This window comes from Allomuricauda sp. R78024 (genome assembly GCF_044596045.1).
In the GTDB taxonomy this organism is placed as follows: domain Bacteria; phylum Bacteroidota; class Bacteroidia; order Flavobacteriales; family Flavobacteriaceae; genus Flagellimonas.
The window spans coordinates 3,897,995-3,914,519 of record NZ_CP138995.1; the positions used below are offsets into that span (position 1 = coordinate 3,897,995).

At 37.5% G+C, this 16,525-nt stretch carries 14 protein-coding genes; 5 read left to right on the forward strand and 9 right to left on the reverse strand.

Features of this window, described 5'->3' with window-relative positions:
• Positions 1 to 37: 37 nt before the first annotated feature.
• From SJY44_RS17610 to SJY44_RS17625, 4 genes are read right to left on the reverse strand one after another with little or no spacing between them, the layout of a single operon-like run.
• Positions 38 to 1,357, reverse strand: coding sequence for an ATP-dependent 6-phosphofructokinase (locus SJY44_RS17610; RefSeq protein WP_298929495.1), 1,320 nt, complete (start codon positions 1,355 to 1,357; stop codon positions 38 to 40).
• A gap of 13 nt (positions 1,358 to 1,370) precedes the next feature.
• The gene (pckA, locus tag SJY44_RS17615; protein ID WP_298929498.1) at positions 1,371 to 2,999 is read right to left on the reverse strand and encodes a phosphoenolpyruvate carboxykinase (ATP); all 1,629 of its coding nucleotides are present in this window, start codon (positions 2,997 to 2,999) and stop codon (positions 1,371 to 1,373) included.
• Positions 3,000 to 3,015: 16 nt separating this feature from the next.
• The gene (locus SJY44_RS17620; RefSeq protein WP_396590691.1) at positions 3,016 to 4,854 is read right to left on the reverse strand and encodes an SLC13 family permease; all 1,839 of its coding nucleotides are present in this window, start codon (positions 4,852 to 4,854) and stop codon (positions 3,016 to 3,018) included.
• Between the two features lie 22 nt (positions 4,855 to 4,876).
• Positions 4,877 to 5,668, reverse strand: coding sequence for a universal stress protein (locus tag SJY44_RS17625; RefSeq protein ID WP_298929504.1), 792 nt, complete (start codon positions 5,666 to 5,668; stop codon positions 4,877 to 4,879).
• 194 nt (positions 5,669 to 5,862) lie between these two features.
• Between SJY44_RS17625 and SJY44_RS17630 the strand changes: the two genes are divergently transcribed.
• The 3 genes from SJY44_RS17630 to SJY44_RS17640 all read left to right on the forward strand — a co-directional run bounded on the left by SJY44_RS17630 (position 5,863) and on the right by SJY44_RS17640 (position 8,488).
• Positions 5,863 to 6,822, forward strand: a complete 960-nt coding sequence (locus SJY44_RS17630; protein WP_396590692.1) for an ROK family protein — start codon at positions 5,863 to 5,865, stop codon at positions 6,820 to 6,822.
• 127 nt (positions 6,823 to 6,949) lie between these two features.
• On the forward strand, positions 6,950 to 7,660 hold the full coding sequence (locus tag SJY44_RS17635) for a DUF2490 domain-containing protein (protein WP_396590693.1): 711 nt from the start codon (positions 6,950 to 6,952) through the stop codon (positions 7,658 to 7,660).
• A 105-nt stretch (positions 7,661 to 7,765) separates the two neighbouring features.
• Positions 7,766 to 8,488: an energy transducer TonB gene (locus SJY44_RS17640; protein WP_396590694.1), complete on the forward strand. Its 723-nt coding sequence runs from the start codon at positions 7,766 to 7,768 to the stop codon at positions 8,486 to 8,488.
• Positions 8,489 to 8,541: 53 nt separating this feature from the next.
• Here SJY44_RS17640 and SJY44_RS17645 read toward each other — a convergent pair whose 3' ends face one another.
• Both SJY44_RS17645 and SJY44_RS17650 read right to left on the reverse strand, forming a co-directional pair.
• Entirely contained in the window at positions 8,542 to 9,738 is a 1,197-nt protein-coding gene (locus SJY44_RS17645) for a succinylglutamate desuccinylase/aspartoacylase family protein (protein ID WP_396590695.1), read from the reverse strand.
• A 1-nt stretch (position 9,739) separates the two neighbouring features.
• A complete protein-coding gene (locus tag SJY44_RS17650) occupies positions 9,740 to 11,587 on the reverse strand; it encodes a CBS domain-containing protein (protein WP_396590696.1) in 1,848 nt (615 codons plus the stop codon).
• 155 nt (positions 11,588 to 11,742) lie between these two features.
• Between SJY44_RS17650 and hemN the strand changes: the two genes are divergently transcribed.
• Entirely contained in the window at positions 11,743 to 13,101 is a 1,359-nt protein-coding gene (hemN, locus tag SJY44_RS17655; protein ID WP_396592102.1) for an oxygen-independent coproporphyrinogen III oxidase, read from the forward strand.
• Positions 13,102 to 13,119: 18 nt separating this feature from the next.
• Complete coding sequence (locus SJY44_RS17660) at positions 13,120 to 13,941, forward strand: universal stress protein (protein WP_396590697.1); 822 nt, start codon at positions 13,120 to 13,122, stop codon at positions 13,939 to 13,941.
• A gap of 75 nt (positions 13,942 to 14,016) precedes the next feature.
• On the opposite strand, the gene SJY44_RS17665 is transcribed toward SJY44_RS17660, so the two are convergent.
• The 3 genes from SJY44_RS17665 to SJY44_RS17675 are packed head-to-tail and all read right to left on the reverse strand — an operon-like array spanning position 14,017 to position 16,522.
• Positions 14,017 to 14,514: a ClbS/DfsB family four-helix bundle protein gene (locus tag SJY44_RS17665; protein ID WP_396590698.1), complete on the reverse strand. Its 498-nt coding sequence runs from the start codon at positions 14,512 to 14,514 to the stop codon at positions 14,017 to 14,019.
• 11 nt (positions 14,515 to 14,525) lie between these two features.
• Positions 14,526 to 15,800 (reverse strand): acetyl-CoA hydrolase/transferase family protein, encoded by a 1,275-nt coding sequence (locus SJY44_RS17670; RefSeq protein WP_396590699.1) that lies wholly within the window; start codon positions 15,798 to 15,800, stop codon positions 14,526 to 14,528.
• A gap of 11 nt (positions 15,801 to 15,811) precedes the next feature.
• Positions 15,812 to 16,522, reverse strand: coding sequence for a sulfite exporter TauE/SafE family protein (locus tag SJY44_RS17675; protein ID WP_396590700.1), 711 nt, complete (start codon positions 16,520 to 16,522; stop codon positions 15,812 to 15,814).
• Positions 16,523 to 16,525: the final 3 nt, after the last annotated feature.

A 16,525-nucleotide genomic window follows, 5' to 3' on the forward strand; every position in this document is an offset into this window, starting at 1 on the left:
CAGTAAAATCATTAAAAGAAACGGTTGTATTAATCTGTTATTTTATTGAGAATGGTTGGCCTGTACTTTGCAAAACAGCAAACCAGAATCCGCTTTCCAAATCAATTTTCTTTCTTTTGGAAACAACAGCAGAAATTGGTAGATAAACAAATTTGTCGTTGACCTTACCAACAACAAATTGTGTTTTTCCGCTCATTGCACCATGCACGGCCTGATAAGCCAAACTGCTACAAAACACACTATCCCCAGAATTAGCCGCGGCACTTCTAATAATATAACTTGGATCAATATACTTGATGGTCACAGGAAAAACTTCTGAGAAATATTCCTTTATTTTTTGTTTTAAGAATAGACCTATATCATCGTGCTGTACATTACCAGAAGCATCGGTTACAATATCATCCTTCTCAAAAAGATGTTGCCCTGCACCTTCCGCAACTACAATAACTGCATGATGTTTGGTTTCCAATCTATTCTTTAAAATTTCCAAAAAACCATTTTCGCCATAAAGGTTAAAGTCCATCTCTGGTACAAGAACAAAGTTCACTACGGGCATTGCGAGTGAGGCAGATGCAGCAATAAAACCGCTGTCCCTACCCATTAACTTTACAATGGAAATACCGTTGTAAGCTCCATGAGCTTCATTATGTGCATCCTTTAAAATTGGACTTGCAATATCAAACGCTGTTTCAAAACCAAAAGATTTATCAATAATATCAACATCGTTGTCTATTGTTTTTGGAATCCCAACAACGCTAATATCCAAGCCTCTTTTCATAATTTCTTCACCAATGGCATTACACCCTTTTAGAGTACCATCACCTCCGATAGTAAAGAGCATTTGAATATCATTCTCAACCAAAGTATCAACCATAAGAGAAACGTCTTGCGCTCCTCTTGAAGAACCTAAAATTGTACCACCAAACTGGTGAATGTCTTTTACTTTATCAGGAGTGAGTTCTATAAAACCATGTCCCATTGCTGGGTTTAACCCTTCAAATCCATATGGGACTCCTAAAATCTTTTTGACATCGTAAAAATAATGTAGTGCCATTACAATTCCCCGAATCACATTGTTGATACCAGGACAAAGTCCGCCACAGGTGACTATAGCGGCATTAAAGTTTTTTGGCTCAAAATGGATGTTTTGTCTTGGACCTGCCTTTTCAAGGCACAAAGGCTCTTCATTATTGGCAAGACATTGGGTATAACCTTCTAAAGAGGTATCGAAAACCAATTTATCCGTTTCACTTATAAAAGTGAATATATTATCTCCCCTAACAGTACTTAACTGAAGGGGAGATTTGAATTTAGGAACTCCTAAGTTTTTTATTTGGAATTCGATTTTATCGCTCACTTTATTTTAAAAATTAAAAATGTTCATTTAAGCTGTGATGAGAATCAATTAGCGGACCTCCGTTCAATATCTCTTCTGATGCTTGATTAGCAAACTTATCAAAATTAATATGAAATGAGTGTGCCAATTGTATTGCTTTACTCACATATGCCCCTTTTTGCAGCCATGTATTCATTGGGTCCAATATTTCTGTTGGGACTCCTGGACAATACTTTGGCATGTGCAATCCAAAAATTGGGTGCGCATCAAAATCAACCTTTTCCAGTTCTCCTTCTAAGATTGCTGAAATCATTGCTCTGGTATATTTCAATTTAATCCTAGAACCCACTCCATAAGGACCACCGCTCCATCCAGTATTGATCAACCAAACGTTAACCCCTGCTTCTGTCATCTTTTTGCTCAGCATTTCAGCATAAACCGTTGGGTGCAATGGCATAAATGGTTCGCCAAAACAAGCTGAAAAAGATGGTACAGGCTCTGTAATACCCGCTTCTGTACCGGCAACTTTTGCCGTATACCCGGAAATAAAATGATAGGCGGCCTGACCAGGCGTTAATTTAGACACTGGAGGCAAAACGCCAAAGGCATCACAGGTTAAGAAAAAGATGTTTTTTGGGTTTGAAGCATAAGAAGGCACTTGAATATTATCAATGTTCTCAATAGGATAGCTCACCCTTGTATTTTGCGTAATGGTGCTGTCAAAGTAATCCACTTCCTTTGTTCCTTCTTTAAAAACAACATTTTCCAACAAGGCCCCTGGTCGTATTGCCCTATAAATATCCGGTTCCTTTTCCTCGGTAAGGTCAATGACCTTGGCATAACATCCTCCTTCAAAATTAAAGATGGTGTTTTCTGCTGTCCAACCGTGTTCATCATCACCAATCAGTTTTCTGTTGGGGTCTGCGGACAAGGTAGTCTTTCCTGTACCAGAAAGTCCAAAGAAAATAGCGGTGTCCCCGTCTTCACCAACATTGGCAGAACAGTGCATGGGCAATACATTCTTTTCAGTTGGCAGAATCAAATTTAAAGCAGAGAAAATCCCTTTTTTCATTTCACCTGTGTAAGCTGAACCACCCACTAAAGCAATTTTCTTGGTAAAGTTGAGAATGGAAAAATTACCATCCAAAATTCCCACTGCCTTTGGGTCTGGCGCCAAATATCCAGGAGCACACAATACCAACCATTCCTCTTCAAAATCTTTCAACTCTTCTTCTGAAAGTCTTAAGAACATATTTTTGATAAAGTAATTGGACCAGGGATATTCTGTGATTGTACGTACATTCATTTTGTATTTAGGATCGGCACAAACTGCAGCATCCCTTACATAAACCTCCTTATCTGAAAGGTAATTTACCATACCTTGATGAAGTACTTCAAAATTTTCCGGTGAGATTGGCTTGTTGATTCTACCCCACCAAACTGTATCTTTAGTGTAGTCATCTTTGACCAAAAAACGATCTTTTGGAGAACGGCCCGTAAACTTACCTGTGTTTATGGATAATGTACCATTTTCTGTTTCTGTGCCCAATCCTTTTTCAACAGTCATTTGTTGTAGAGTTTCAGCATCTAAGTTCCAATGTATATGCTCCGTTTTGAGACCATACTTTTCTAAAGTTTTTGATTTTTCCATAATTTTTTCCATGTTTATTGTTTTAAGATTAAAAGCTCCATATCAATGGAACCAATACTAGAGTTGCTATAAAGAATAGCAGGAGGAGTGGCCCTCCCACTTTTATATAATCTATAAACTTGTACCCCCCAGAAGACATCACCATTGCATTGGTAGTAGTCCCAACAGGGGTTAAAAATGCAGTTGATGCACTAACGGCAACTGTTATCAAATAGGGTTTTGGTGAAACACCAAGAGATGTTGCTGCCAATAAGGCAATAGGCGCCATTAAAACCGCAGTTGCTGAATTATTTATTGTTTGACTGAAAGCTGTTGTCAATAAAAAGATACCGCCCAGAAGAACTGTTGGGTGTATGCTTCCCAGCACTTCCACCAACCCATTGGCCGCCATCTCAGCAACCCCTGTTTTCTGCAAAGCTGTTCCCATGGGTATCATCGCAGCTATCATTACCACACTTGTCCAACTGATTCCCTTATACGCTTTTGATATAGGTACACAACGAGTCAACAACATAATACCAGCGCATATCAATGCTGTTATTGCGCCAGGAAAAACTTTAAACACCAAAAGCAATATCATCAAGATTAGCGTGCCCATTGCTATATAGCTTCGTGTACTCAGAGTTGCAACATTTTTAGATAATGCTTCTGGACTACCAGAAATTACAACGTTCTCATAAAGTGCTTTTAGGTTTTCAATGTTTTCCCATGGCCCTCTTATCACAAAAGCATCTCCCGCTTCTATTTTAATTTTTCCAGTAAGCGGGCGGTTATTTCTTGAAGCTGCCAACAACTGTACCCCTGCACGTTTTAGGTAGTTCCCCAAATTGATTGTTTTTCCAACAAAAATTGAATTTGGAGTAATGAGCATTTCAGCCATACCAACTTCTTGATTGATCAACTCATTTTTTAATCTGTCTTTTTCCGCTGTTGTAGGAATGATCCCCAAACTAAACTTTAGAACCAACTTATCTACATCTTCAGGGGTGCCCTTTACTGTGATGATATCATGATATCGCATCTCAGTATCAGGCTCTGGAAGTTCAACAAATTGAGGCACTTTTTGCTGTAGTGGACTTGGATGCCTACGTTTTAAACGCATCACGGCTATTTGATGATTTGATTCAAAGTTCCAATCACCCATTTTGGTATTGATTAAAGGTGACATGGAACGAATACGTAACCGATAAAGATTATCACCAATACTATAACTTGAAATCCATTTGTGCATTTCGGCATCAATATCTGCAGGTCTTTCATTGGTTTGACGTTTGGGCAACAAACGATATCCTATATATCTGAAATAGACTATGGCAATTATCAACAGTGGTAAGCCTATCAATCCAAATTCAAAGAATGAGAACCCTTCTAGATTATTCTCAATCAAAGTATTACTGGCAATAATGTTGGGTGGTGTACCTGTTAAAGTCAGCAAGCCCCCTGTATTGGACCCAAAAGCAACCGGCATCAATAATTTTGATGGTAGCGTACCAGCACTCCATGCTGCAGAAACTGTAACAGGAAGTAAAGCAGCTACCGTTCCCGTGTTGCTTACAAAACCTGAAAGAACGCTAGCTCCCAAAGTAACAATGACCAATAGTTTTGGAATGCTTCTGCCCGCCCAACTTACAAAACGTTTGCCTGCAAGTGCGGTCCAGCCAGTCCTTGAAAGTCCCTCTCCAATGATGAACAGAGCTGCAATCATGATTACTGTTGTATTGCTAAAGCCACTGAGCGTTTCTTTAACGTCGAGTATTCCTGTTAAATACAATGTCAACATAGACATTAGAGCTACAACATCTGGCGGAAATTTCCCCCAAATAAACAGGGCTATTGTAACACCTAGTATTACGAGTAGTGTGAACATAGCTGTATGGTTGAAATGGTCATCAATCCAAGGTTAAAACCGGAATCTCTGAATGCAAGGTCAACAGCTTTGTTAAACGCCCCTCAGAAGGAGAACTCAATCTTGTGTGGTTTCTTGGCAAAATTGCCAAAAGATCTATGTTTTTCTTGTTGATGTAATCTAAAATTCCTTCTTCTACATCTTGATTTTTGCTAAATGCGTGCTCCACATAGAAATGTTCCAAATAATACTCTAACAGGCTCTCTGTACTCTCGACAACAGATTCCTCTTCATAAACAGACTCTTTATAAATGGTCAGTACATGAACCCTTGAATTAAAAGTACGGGCAACATCCAATAGTGTTTTCAACACTTCTTTATCGTCAATTTTTTCATTCCCCATTACCAAAGCAATGTCCTTAGGCTCCTTTATTGAACACCCAAAAGGAATAGATACAACAGGACAATTAGCTTCTAAAACAAGTCTTGAAGTATTGGTTATGGCCTCATCGGTACTTTTATCGCCCATAGTTCCCATAAGAATCAGATGGGTTTTATGTTGTTCTTGAGCAGTAAGAATTGTTTCAATAACTTCTCCTTCTGCAGTAATAAATGCAGGTGGGGTTTTTGTCTTTTTCTTAAAGGACTTTGCAATTTTGGTGAAATCAGCTTTTAACGTATTTTTTTCAGATTCTACCGTTGGCATAGCTGACACATAGAGTGCAAGAATATCTATAAGCCTATTTGGACCTACAAAATTAACCGCATATTCTAGAGCATTAATAGATGCCTCGGAAAAGTCAAATGGGACTAAAATCTTATCAATGTTACTCATACCTAAAAATTTAAATGATTAAAATCTTCAGTTCAAAAGTAGAACTGGTCTATGACCTAAAATATGACAGAAATCAGGTTTTCAACTTTTGGTAGAATAAAACACTCCGCTATTGCTTTTTTTCACCCCTGCCAACTGGAAAATTGTATTCGTATTAGCTATCTTTAAATAAAGTTACAAAAACCCTCTGGAACATGGATATTGTTGTTGGAATAGACATTGGTGGCACTAAAACTAAAATTGGATTGGTGGATAAAAATGGAAAGTGCCATATCAAGACATTTTTCAGAACTCGGGAGTTTCCAGATTTAGATGACTATCTAGATAAAATAAAGAGTGTTTCAGATGAGCTTATTGAAAATCTTGATGAAAAAATAAACATTTTGGGGTGTGGTATTGGAGCACCCAATGCATCCAGTAAAAAAGGAACCATAGAAAGTGCCAGTAATTTGATTTGGAAAGGAAGCGTACCCATTCTTGAAAAGCTAAAAGAAAGGATGAATATGCCCATGCGAATTATGAATGATGCAAGCGCTGCAGCTTTAGGTGAAATGCTTTTTGGGGGAGGAAAAAAAATGACAGATTTCATTGTAATAACCTTAGGTACAGGCTTTGGAGCAGGTATTGTAGCCAACGGACAGTTGATAGATGGCTACGATGGTTTTGCTGGTGAGTTGGGCCATGTGGATATGACTATTGGAGATGGCAGATTGACAGGATTAGGTGTACGCGGAGGATTAGAAGCTTACGTATCTGCTACAGGATTAAAACGCACCATTATGTATATGCTGAGTAAGTATCTGGTAGACAGCAAATTTAGAAGCATTGCATATAATGATTTACATGGAGAGGATATTACAAAGGCCGCAGAAGATGGGGATGAAATTGCCCAAAGAGCTTTTGATTATACCGCTAAAATGATGGCACAGGCTTTGGCAAACTTTACCGCTTTTACTCAGCCCGAAGCTTTTATTCTAATGGGCGGCCTTACCAATAGCGGAAAGTGGATTATGGACCCACTTGAAAAATATTTCAATGAATATCTTTTGGATGTGTACAAAGGCAAAGTCAAATTATTGGAATCTGGAATGGATGGCAAAACAGCCGCTATCTGTGGAGCAGCTGCCCTTATTTGGGAAGTTGAAAAGCCCTAGTTTGCCTTAAAATCACCATCCATTTTAATACAAATTTCTCTGGTTAAATCCCAAAGCTGACAAGTATCATACTTTTTTGCGCTAGTAAAAACAAAACTTTGCATATCAATATTCAAAGCTACTTACTATGGGATGCGCCAAGCGATTTCCTTGTTTTGTTTTTTTTGTAGCATTCTTTTTAAGTACCACAATCTCCTACACCCAAACCAATAATGAAAACAGATCAGGTTCATGGCTTGTTCTTCATGGCAATAACAAAATACATGAAAACTGGAGCATTCCTATTGTTGGGATTCTTAGACATCATGATCTGTTTGAAAAGCATGAATTTGCCTTTGTAAGAACCGGGGTATCTTATAAATTAAATGAATCATCAACTTTTACTACAGGCGTTGCTTTTTTAAGCTCAAAAAACTATACCGGATCTCAGGAATTTAAAAATGCAACCCAGTTTTGGGTATATGAGCAGTATACCTTAAAATCAAAATCTAAAACCAACATTATTTCCCATAGATGGCGATTAGAGACACGATGGAAAAAAAGCACTAACGACCTACACATAAATAATAGGGTAAGGTACCGCTTCCAATACATTAAACCCATATACAAGAATGTTCACATTAAATCTTTTAACGAACTCTTTTTAAATTTAGAAAGCCCTTTATTCAATCAGAACAGATTCTATATAGGTTTGGGACAAACACTTTCTCCATCAGTTAAAATAGACATTGGGTATTTGAAAAATCATTTTAAAAATGATGACCATGATGTTGTTAGAATGTCCTTGACCTTTAAAACTGACTTTACAAAAAGGGAAGTCGCTGAGTTTGTAGACTAAAACAGTTCAACTTTTTAAAAGACTATTTACCTATCTGAACTGATTATTATCATATTTTTTGATATCTGTCCTATCTAACTTTATATCAGTTAAATAAGAAAAGTCATGAAACCAAAAAAGAATCCAAACGCAGATATAGGGCGCAATAGCGGTCTCTATTTTATGATAGGTCTTACTTCTATATTGTTTGTAACATGGCAATCATTTGAAGTGAAGACATACGAGAAAGAATCCAAAGTTTTGGAAATAGCTCAGGTAACGGATGATCTTAAAGAGGACGTTCCTATAACTGAAATTGTAAAAACCACACCTCCCCCGCCACCCCCATCCGCTCCAGATGTAATTGAAATTGTAGAAGACGTAGAGGATGTGGAAGAAACTGTTATTGAAAGCACAGAAAGTAGTCAAGAAATTTATATTGAAGATGCTATCAGCGTAGATGATGTAGAAGTGGAAGAAGTAGAGGAAGAGGAGATAGTCCCTTTTGCAGTCATTGAAAATGTTCCCGTATTCCCAGGATGTGAAAATTTACAAACTGAGGAGGAACGTAAGGCATGCTTTAGCAAGAAAGTGCAAGAACACATCATAAAAAACTTCAAATATCCGCCAACGGCCCTTGAAATGCGAATATCAGGGAAGGTATATGTCCAGTTTGTAATAGACTCTCAAGGAAGAGTGAAAAACATTCAAAAAAGAGGGCCTGATCGATTGTTGGAAAAAGAAGCAGCACGTATCATTGCGGCTTTACCAACTGTAAAACCTGGAATACAACGTGGAAAACCGGTTAAGGTAAAATATGCCATTCCTATAAATTTTGTATTGCAATAAACCTTTAAAGAAAAAAGGCGGTTCATGATTATTAATGAACCGCCTTTTTATATTTAAAACCAATCTGTATTTAGGTATTCTTCATTCTTGGAAGCAATTTCCCTGCTTTTAACCACCAAATGCGTTTTATCCAGTTGTCTTGCTCTATAACCAAGTAAATGAAAAATAGATTTAGCTAGAAATCTAGCAACTCTTTGGTCAACCAACATGGCATCCTTTTTAAGGGATTCCCATTTAATACCGGGGAATTTTACCAAAAGATGATCTGCCTTTAATTTTCTAAGTCCTTTTGAAGCCCATAAAAGCATTGTAGGGATTGACCTTATATAATAAAAACCTTCACTGCCCTGATTCTGATATAGGGGCATAAAAATTTGTCTATTCCCTTTTGCTTTTAAAATGCAGTAATTATCCATGGCAACATCTCTTCCATTTGGTATTTTTTGAAAGTTGACAAATCCAGGTAACATCTTAAAATCGCTCCCTTTCTCTATATTGTATTGATAGTAGATTTCGTAAAATTTATTAGATACTTTTCCTGATTTCAAAACCATGCTTTTGAGAATGGTCTGCTCACTTTTAGATAAGTTAACTGACTCTGTAAGACCTAAGGTAAAGTGGATAAAATCAATACAATTTTTGATAGCGCTTACCTCATCATGTTGACCACTCTCATACCCCAAGGAGACATACCCCAATTCATTTATAAAACTCAACAGAGCACCTTCTAAATATTCCTCAATCCCTAAAACAATAGGCAGTGGGTAGTTTGAGGCAAACTTTCTATTCAAAAGGCTATCATTTAAAACAACAAAAGGAGATGTTTCGCTTGAAGTGGTATGCAGGTCTATAAAATAAAGAGGAGAAGCACTCTTCTTAAGTATTTCACTCAATAACTCATGTAATTCAAACAATTCATTTTCATCACCTTTAAGCCCTTCTTTTTTTTGTTGGATATGCTTCACTTTTTCTGGAGACCAAATCCTATTTAAGTCTTCATCGAGAAATCTAACATTTTTTTCCAGTGCTCTTAGATTTCCCGCTATGGCATAAACTTCGCCCAGAATAGACCTTTGTTGAAGCTTCAATTCACGCATAACATGTTTAAGCGCAAATATTCCGGCTGGTTCATTCCCATGTATCCCCGCAAAAAAAACTACCGTTGGGCCTTCTTTTTCACCCTTTAAATGGTCTATAATCCGCCCTATTTCCAATGTCTCATCAAGGGCCGTGCTATACACTTTTGACATGTTATATATCTACTTTACTGATGATTCCCACCAAATTAGAGCCTACACAAACTGGCAAACAGCCAATTTGATAATCATCCATTAACTTTTTTGCCGTTTCTATTTTAGTTCTTGGTTGCACAGTCACCACTTTTTTGATCATAAGGTCGGAAACCCTGGAATTTCTTTTTTTATGGTTCTTATCCAAGCCCTCAATATGACTCCAAGTTAAAAGACCCGCCAATTCTCCTTTTTCATTTTCAACTGGGATATGATGAATGTTGTTCCATTTCATTATGGACATAGCCAAATTGATGTAATCGTCCTCGTAAAGTTTCATCAGTTTTGTGGACATAATTTGCCCTACCCATTGAAAGGTCTCTTTTGGTTTAATTGCCTCTTTTACAGATGGCCATGTATGCACCGGTTTATTGGATTGTTGATTAGCGTACATAGCTTTTGTTAATTCTACCAAAACGCTGTCCAACTTCATTTGCTTTTTTAAACCTCTAAAATTCTCAACTTGCCATTCCGCTCCAGTACCTTTCTTAGTTCTAGCCTCTATAATCCCCAGTAATCTATTAATATCCTTAACGTCAACATTACATTTTTTTAAACCTTCATAAGCTATTGGAAGAAATTCATTAATGATTAGCTTTTTTAGGGTTATTGGCTTACCTAACCAAGAAAGTACAGTTTGTCTGCCCGTTCTCGCGGATTTTATAAAATTCAGTTTTACCTCTTCAAAGTCCATAATACTGGACATGTCATCAAACTTTTTGGGCCTACCCATCATGAGGCCTACCCAAAAGGCGAAATTGGCTATTTCATCTATCACCGTGGGACCTGATGGAATGTACCTATTCTCAATACGTAGATGAGGTTTTCCATTACCAACTCCATAACAAGGACGGTTCCAGCGATATACTGTTCCGTTGAAAAGGTTCAATGCTTCTAATTTTGGGATAGTGCCATTTTCAAAAACCTGCAATGAGCTTTTTTCTATAGGTTTTGTCAAAATAATGCGATGACTGGAAATATCTTCCTTAAAAATTTCTGCTACAGAATCTTTCTGCCAATGGCTACCAAAACCTACTCTGGCAACTTGTTCCTTTAATGCATAGCTCCACTTTCTGGTATCTAAACTTTGTTGAAACAGCGCTATGCGAGTCTCCTTCCATAGTTCCCTACCCATTAATAGCGGAGAATTACAACAAATTCCCAAGACTGATCCAGCAATGGCCTGGGACCAATTATAACTCTTGATAAAATCTCCCGGAGGAATCTGTAAATGAAGTTGAAAACTAGTGTTACAAGCCTCAAAAAGAACAGAATCATGACGAAGTGTCAACTCATCTACCCCTCTTATTTTAAGAGAAAAATGGTCTCCCCTGCAAGATTTTAAAACTTCATTGAGTTTATAATATCGAGGGATAGGGGTCATAAAATCTATTCCTAGTTCATTCTTACTAATAGTGGGTAGAATTCCGGTCAACAGAATATTTGCTCCAAGTTCGTTTGCCTTTGTTTTTGCTTTGTTGAGCAACGTTCTTAATTGTTCCTCAACTCTTGAAAAGCAATCATTCTTTAATTCAAATGGATCTAAGTTTATTTCAAGGTTATAACTCGCCAATTCTGTTGTAAAATGGGAGTCATCAACTGCTTTTAGCACATCTAGAGATTTTCCAGAAGGCCTAAAGTCATTGTTCATTAGGCACATTTCCTGTTCTGCGCCTATTCTTACAATGCCACCCTCAATTAAATCTTGTTCAATAAGTAATTCCAGAGCTTTAATGTCATTAAGCAAATGTTGTACAAATGCTTTACGCTCTGCCTGATCAAACTTGCTTTTGGCAATATGTTCTCCCATATTTAGGAACTTGGTATTTAGTATGAATAAAGCTACGAAGTGCCTAAAACTTAAAATATGATACTTGTCATATGCAAGATTTGCAGCCATACTGATAATTATCATGTTTTTTATTGATGTCCAAGGCTAATTTTGACCTATATCATTATACAGTTATGTGCGGACTTGTTCAAAAATATAATGTGCCGGGGCCTCGGTACACCAGTTATCCCACTGTTCCTTATTGGGACTTGGAGAGTTTCTCTGGCAAACTTTGGAAGGAAAGCATTTTAAAGGCCTTTCAAGAGAATCCAGAAGATGGAATAAGCATATACATACATCTTCCATTTTGTGAAAGTATGTGCACTTTCTGTGGCTGTCATAAACGAATTACAAAAAGACACGAACTTGAACTGCCCTATATAAAAACAATTCTTAAAGAATGGCAGCTGTATTGCGAACTATTTAGTTCTAAACCAACAATAAAAGAGATACACCTTGGTGGGGGCACCCCTACCTTTTTCTCCCCTGAGCATTTAAAACTGCTGGTAAATGGTATCCTGAGGCATGGAAAAAAAGCTGAAGATCCTGAGTTTAGTTTTGAAGGGCACCCAAACAACACAACAAAAGCACACTTGCAGGCTCTTTTTGATGTAGGGTTCAGAAGAGTCTGTTTTGGAGTGCAAGATTATAATGAAACTGTTCAAAAGGCCATCAATAGAATACAGCCTTTTGAAAATGTAAAAAAAGTAACTGAATGGGCTAGAGAAATAGGGTATACTTCTGTTGGACACGATATTATTTATGGTCTTCCTTTTCAAAACATTGATGACGTTAAGGAAACCATTTTAAAGACCAATATTCTTAAGCCAGATAGAATTGCCTTTTATAGTTATGCCCATGTTCCCTGGTTGAAAGGTAATGGCCAACGTGGTTATAAGGAAACGGATTTACCGACTTCCCACGATAAAAAAAGGCAATACGAATTAGGGAAGAGAATGCTTACGGATTTTGGATATAAGGATGTGGGCATGGACCATTTTTCCCTTAGTACGGATAGTTTGTACACTGCTATGGCAAATGGAACGTTACACCGAAACTTTATGGGCTATACATCCTCTAAAACAAAATTAATGATAGGCCTGGGAGCCTCAAGCATAGGTGATAGTTGGTACGGATTTGCGCAAAATGTAAAAAGTATCGAGGAATACGAACATTTAGTATCTCATGGTGTCATCCCAATTTTTAGAGGCCATATCTTGACCGATGAAGACCAAATTATAAGAAAGCATATTCTTAATCTTATGTGCCAGTTTGAAACAAGCTGGGAATTGGGAGAAACAAGAATAAACGATTTTCAAAAAATCATTGAGAACTTATCAGAACTAGAGTCTGACGGCCTAGTTGAAATTGGAGCAAATCAAATTAAAGTGACCGAAAAAGGAAAGCCTTTTATTAGAAATATAAGCATGGCCTTTGACTTAAAACTGCATCGAAAAAAACCAGAGACACGTTTGTTCTCTATGACCGTTTAATCCTTAAATCTAAAAAAAATGAAAAGTATCATAGTACCTATAGATTTTTCAGAACAATCAGAAAAAGCCCTAAAAGTAGCAGCGGACATTGCAAAACAGCAAGATGCCGAGTTGTTCATATTGCACATGCTGGAACTTTCTCCTTCCATCATGAGCGAGTCTGGATATGTTGCCCAAGAACAAGTGGTACACCTAATAAAAATGGGAGAGCAACGATTTGTTGATTTTTTGGACAAACCATATCTCAAAGGAGTAAAAATGACCCCTATTATAAAGCACTACAAAGTTTTTAGTGAAGTAGATGAGATAGCGAGAAAGCACAATGCAGATTTAATTGTAATGGGATCTCATGGCACTGATGGATTACAAGAGATTTTTATAGGTTCCAATACGGAACGTGTGGTACGTAGCTCAGAAATTCCTGTGCTAGTCATTAAAGGTGATATCGAAAAATTCCAAGCAGATCGATTCGTTTTCGCTTGTGATTTTAAAGAAGAAAACGTTCCCGCATTAAAAAAGGCTGTCGACATTGCCAAACTTTTTAAATCGAAACTATACCCCGTTTATATTAATACACCAGGAGACGAGTTCTTAAGCACGGAAGACACCTATACTAGAATTTCAAAACTTCTGAATATCGCCAAATTAGGACTGGAAGTAGAAATCTATAATGACTATACTGTTGAAAAAGGAGTTCTAAATTATGGCGAGACTATCGCAGCGGATCTTATTGGAATTCCAACACATGGTAGAAAAGGGCTGTCTCACTTTTTCATGGGAAGTATTGGTGAGGACATAGCCAACCATTCCAATACCCCGGTAATAACTTTTAAAATTTGATTGATTGTATTTTTTGATTGGTTTTTTTATGCAATTAAAGAAGAAAGGGAAACTGTTGATAGTTTCCCTTTCTTCTTACTTTTTAGCCTTTTTAATTAGTTTATGGGCCCAATCGTAATGGCTTGATAAAACTCCAATAATATAAGCTCCCATTGCATTATTGCCTGTCCAACCATAATGTTTGCGCACAAATAATTCTATATTGGAATGGCTAACCACTAAGTCCGTTATTTTGGCATGAGAGGTATAGAATCTTTCCCTAACCTCATCCAAACTCAAACTCATATACTTTTCATAGATTTTCTTATTTAAAGCGGGTAACGTACGCCAATTATAACCTTCCGAAGGAATACTCGGCTTCTCGCCTTTCATTCCAACCTCGTACCAATTCAAAAACATTAAATGCCAATGATGTAGATGTCCTAGAACATCCCTTATATTTCTGTTCATTGTTCCTTTAGGAAAATCTTTCTCTTGTTCCGTTTTGGAGAAAGAATGGATAAAATCATTCAGCTTTTGGTAGTTAGCAAGGCTCAACTCCAGCAACTCTTCCTTTGTCTTAGGTCTTGGCATTGTACTATACTTTATCCTCTTCCATTAAATCTTTCATACGCGGCCTTCTCCAAGACTTCTTGATGGTCTGGATGAGCAATTGAAATCAATGCTCGTGCACGCTGCTGTAAATTTCTCCCATAAAGGTTTACCACTCCATGTTCTGTAGCAACATGATGGATGTGGGCACGAGTTGTAGTTACCCCTGCACCTTCTTTCAAAAAAGGAACAATTTTAGAAGTCCCCTTTTTAGTGGCGGACGACATAGCAAAAATGGGTTTCCCCCCATCAGAAAGTGAAGCTCCTCTAATAAAGTCCATTTGACCTCCCACTCCAGAAAATTGATAACTTCCAATAGTATCAGCACATACTTGACCTGTCAAATCAATCTCAATAGCACTATTTATAGCGGTCACTTTTGGGTTTCTTCTTATTCTTGCTGTATCATTTGTGTATCCAGAATCCCTAAAATCACATATGGGGTTATCATCAATGAAATCATATAATTTTCTAGAGCCTACGGCAAAACAGCTTACAATCTTCCCATTCTTCACCACTTTCTCCTCCCCGGTTATCACACCACTTTCAATCAGTGGCAGCACACCGTCAGAAAACATTTCCGTATGAATTCCCAAACGTTTGTGATTATTTAAATTAGCGAGTACTGCATTGGGAATGTTACCGATACCCATTTGTAATGTGGCACCATTTTCAATTAAAGAGGCCACATTTGATCCTATCTTATGTTCTAAATCTGAAATAATCCCTGCTTCATGCTCATGGATGGGTCTATTTACTTCAGTAGCGCATTCAATTTGATCAATATGAATTATTCCTGTTCCATGTGTTCTTGGAACATACGGGTTAATCTGAGCAATAATTTTTTTAGCCGTTCTAATGGCTGGCAGGGCCACATCCACAGAAACTCCTAAAGAACAATATCCATGTTTATCTGGACTTGAAACTTGCACAATAGCAACATCCAATGGCAAAATATTTCTTTTGAACAACCATGGAATCTCACTCAAAAAAATAGGAATGTATCCCGCATTAGGGGTATTTACACTTTTTCTTACATTACCACCCACAAAGCAGGAATTTAAAGTAAAGGCTTTGGTATATGGTTCTTGGGTGTATTTGGCGTCTCCCTCAGTATGAATTGAAATAATCTCAACATCATTTAACTCCTTATAGCGCTCACAAAGTGCGTTGATAAGTTCATTGGGGGTCATGGCCGCTCCCTGTAAAAAGACACGGTCACCTGATTTGACCACATTTACCACTTCTTCTGCTGATGTTATTTTCACTTGTAATTATTTTAAGGTTGATGACATTCTATAGTTGCTGATACAGAATCTGCCGGAGCGGCTTTGGGTGAAACATAGGGAATTCCCAATCCAAGCCCCCTGATTATAAATAGTGCTCCTACAAGCATCACAAACACGGGAACCAATTTTTTTATTTTTGATTTGATAGGGTTGCTAAACAATCCCTTGGAATAGACGACCAAACTCATTAACGGAATAGTTCCTGCCCCGAACAAAACCATATATAGACCTCCTTGCAACGGGTTTCCAAAAGCTACAGCTCCCAATAGCGCCATATAAACCAACCCACAAGGTAAAAATCCATTTAGAAAACCGATAGTTAAAAATGCATCTGGAGTTTTCTTTTTAAGTTCTGCACCAAGTTTTGATTTCACTTTTCCTAAAACCGCATATATAGGTTTTGAAAGACTGTATTGATTAAAGTATTTACCTGGAACAATCACCAAAAGAATCATAACTACTCCTACACCAATGGACAATTTTTGCTGCATACCAAAAATAGACAGGCCCTTACCCAAAAAACCAAAAAGTACTCCAATTATACCGTATGCAAGGAGTCGACCGGTATGATAAATAAACAGCTGTGTTGCTTTTTTAACTCTATTATCTCTATCCAACGGCAGTAAAAAAGCAATGGGTCCGCACATGCCCAAACAGTGCAAGCTTCCCAAAAACCCCAATACCATTGCGGATAACAACATATT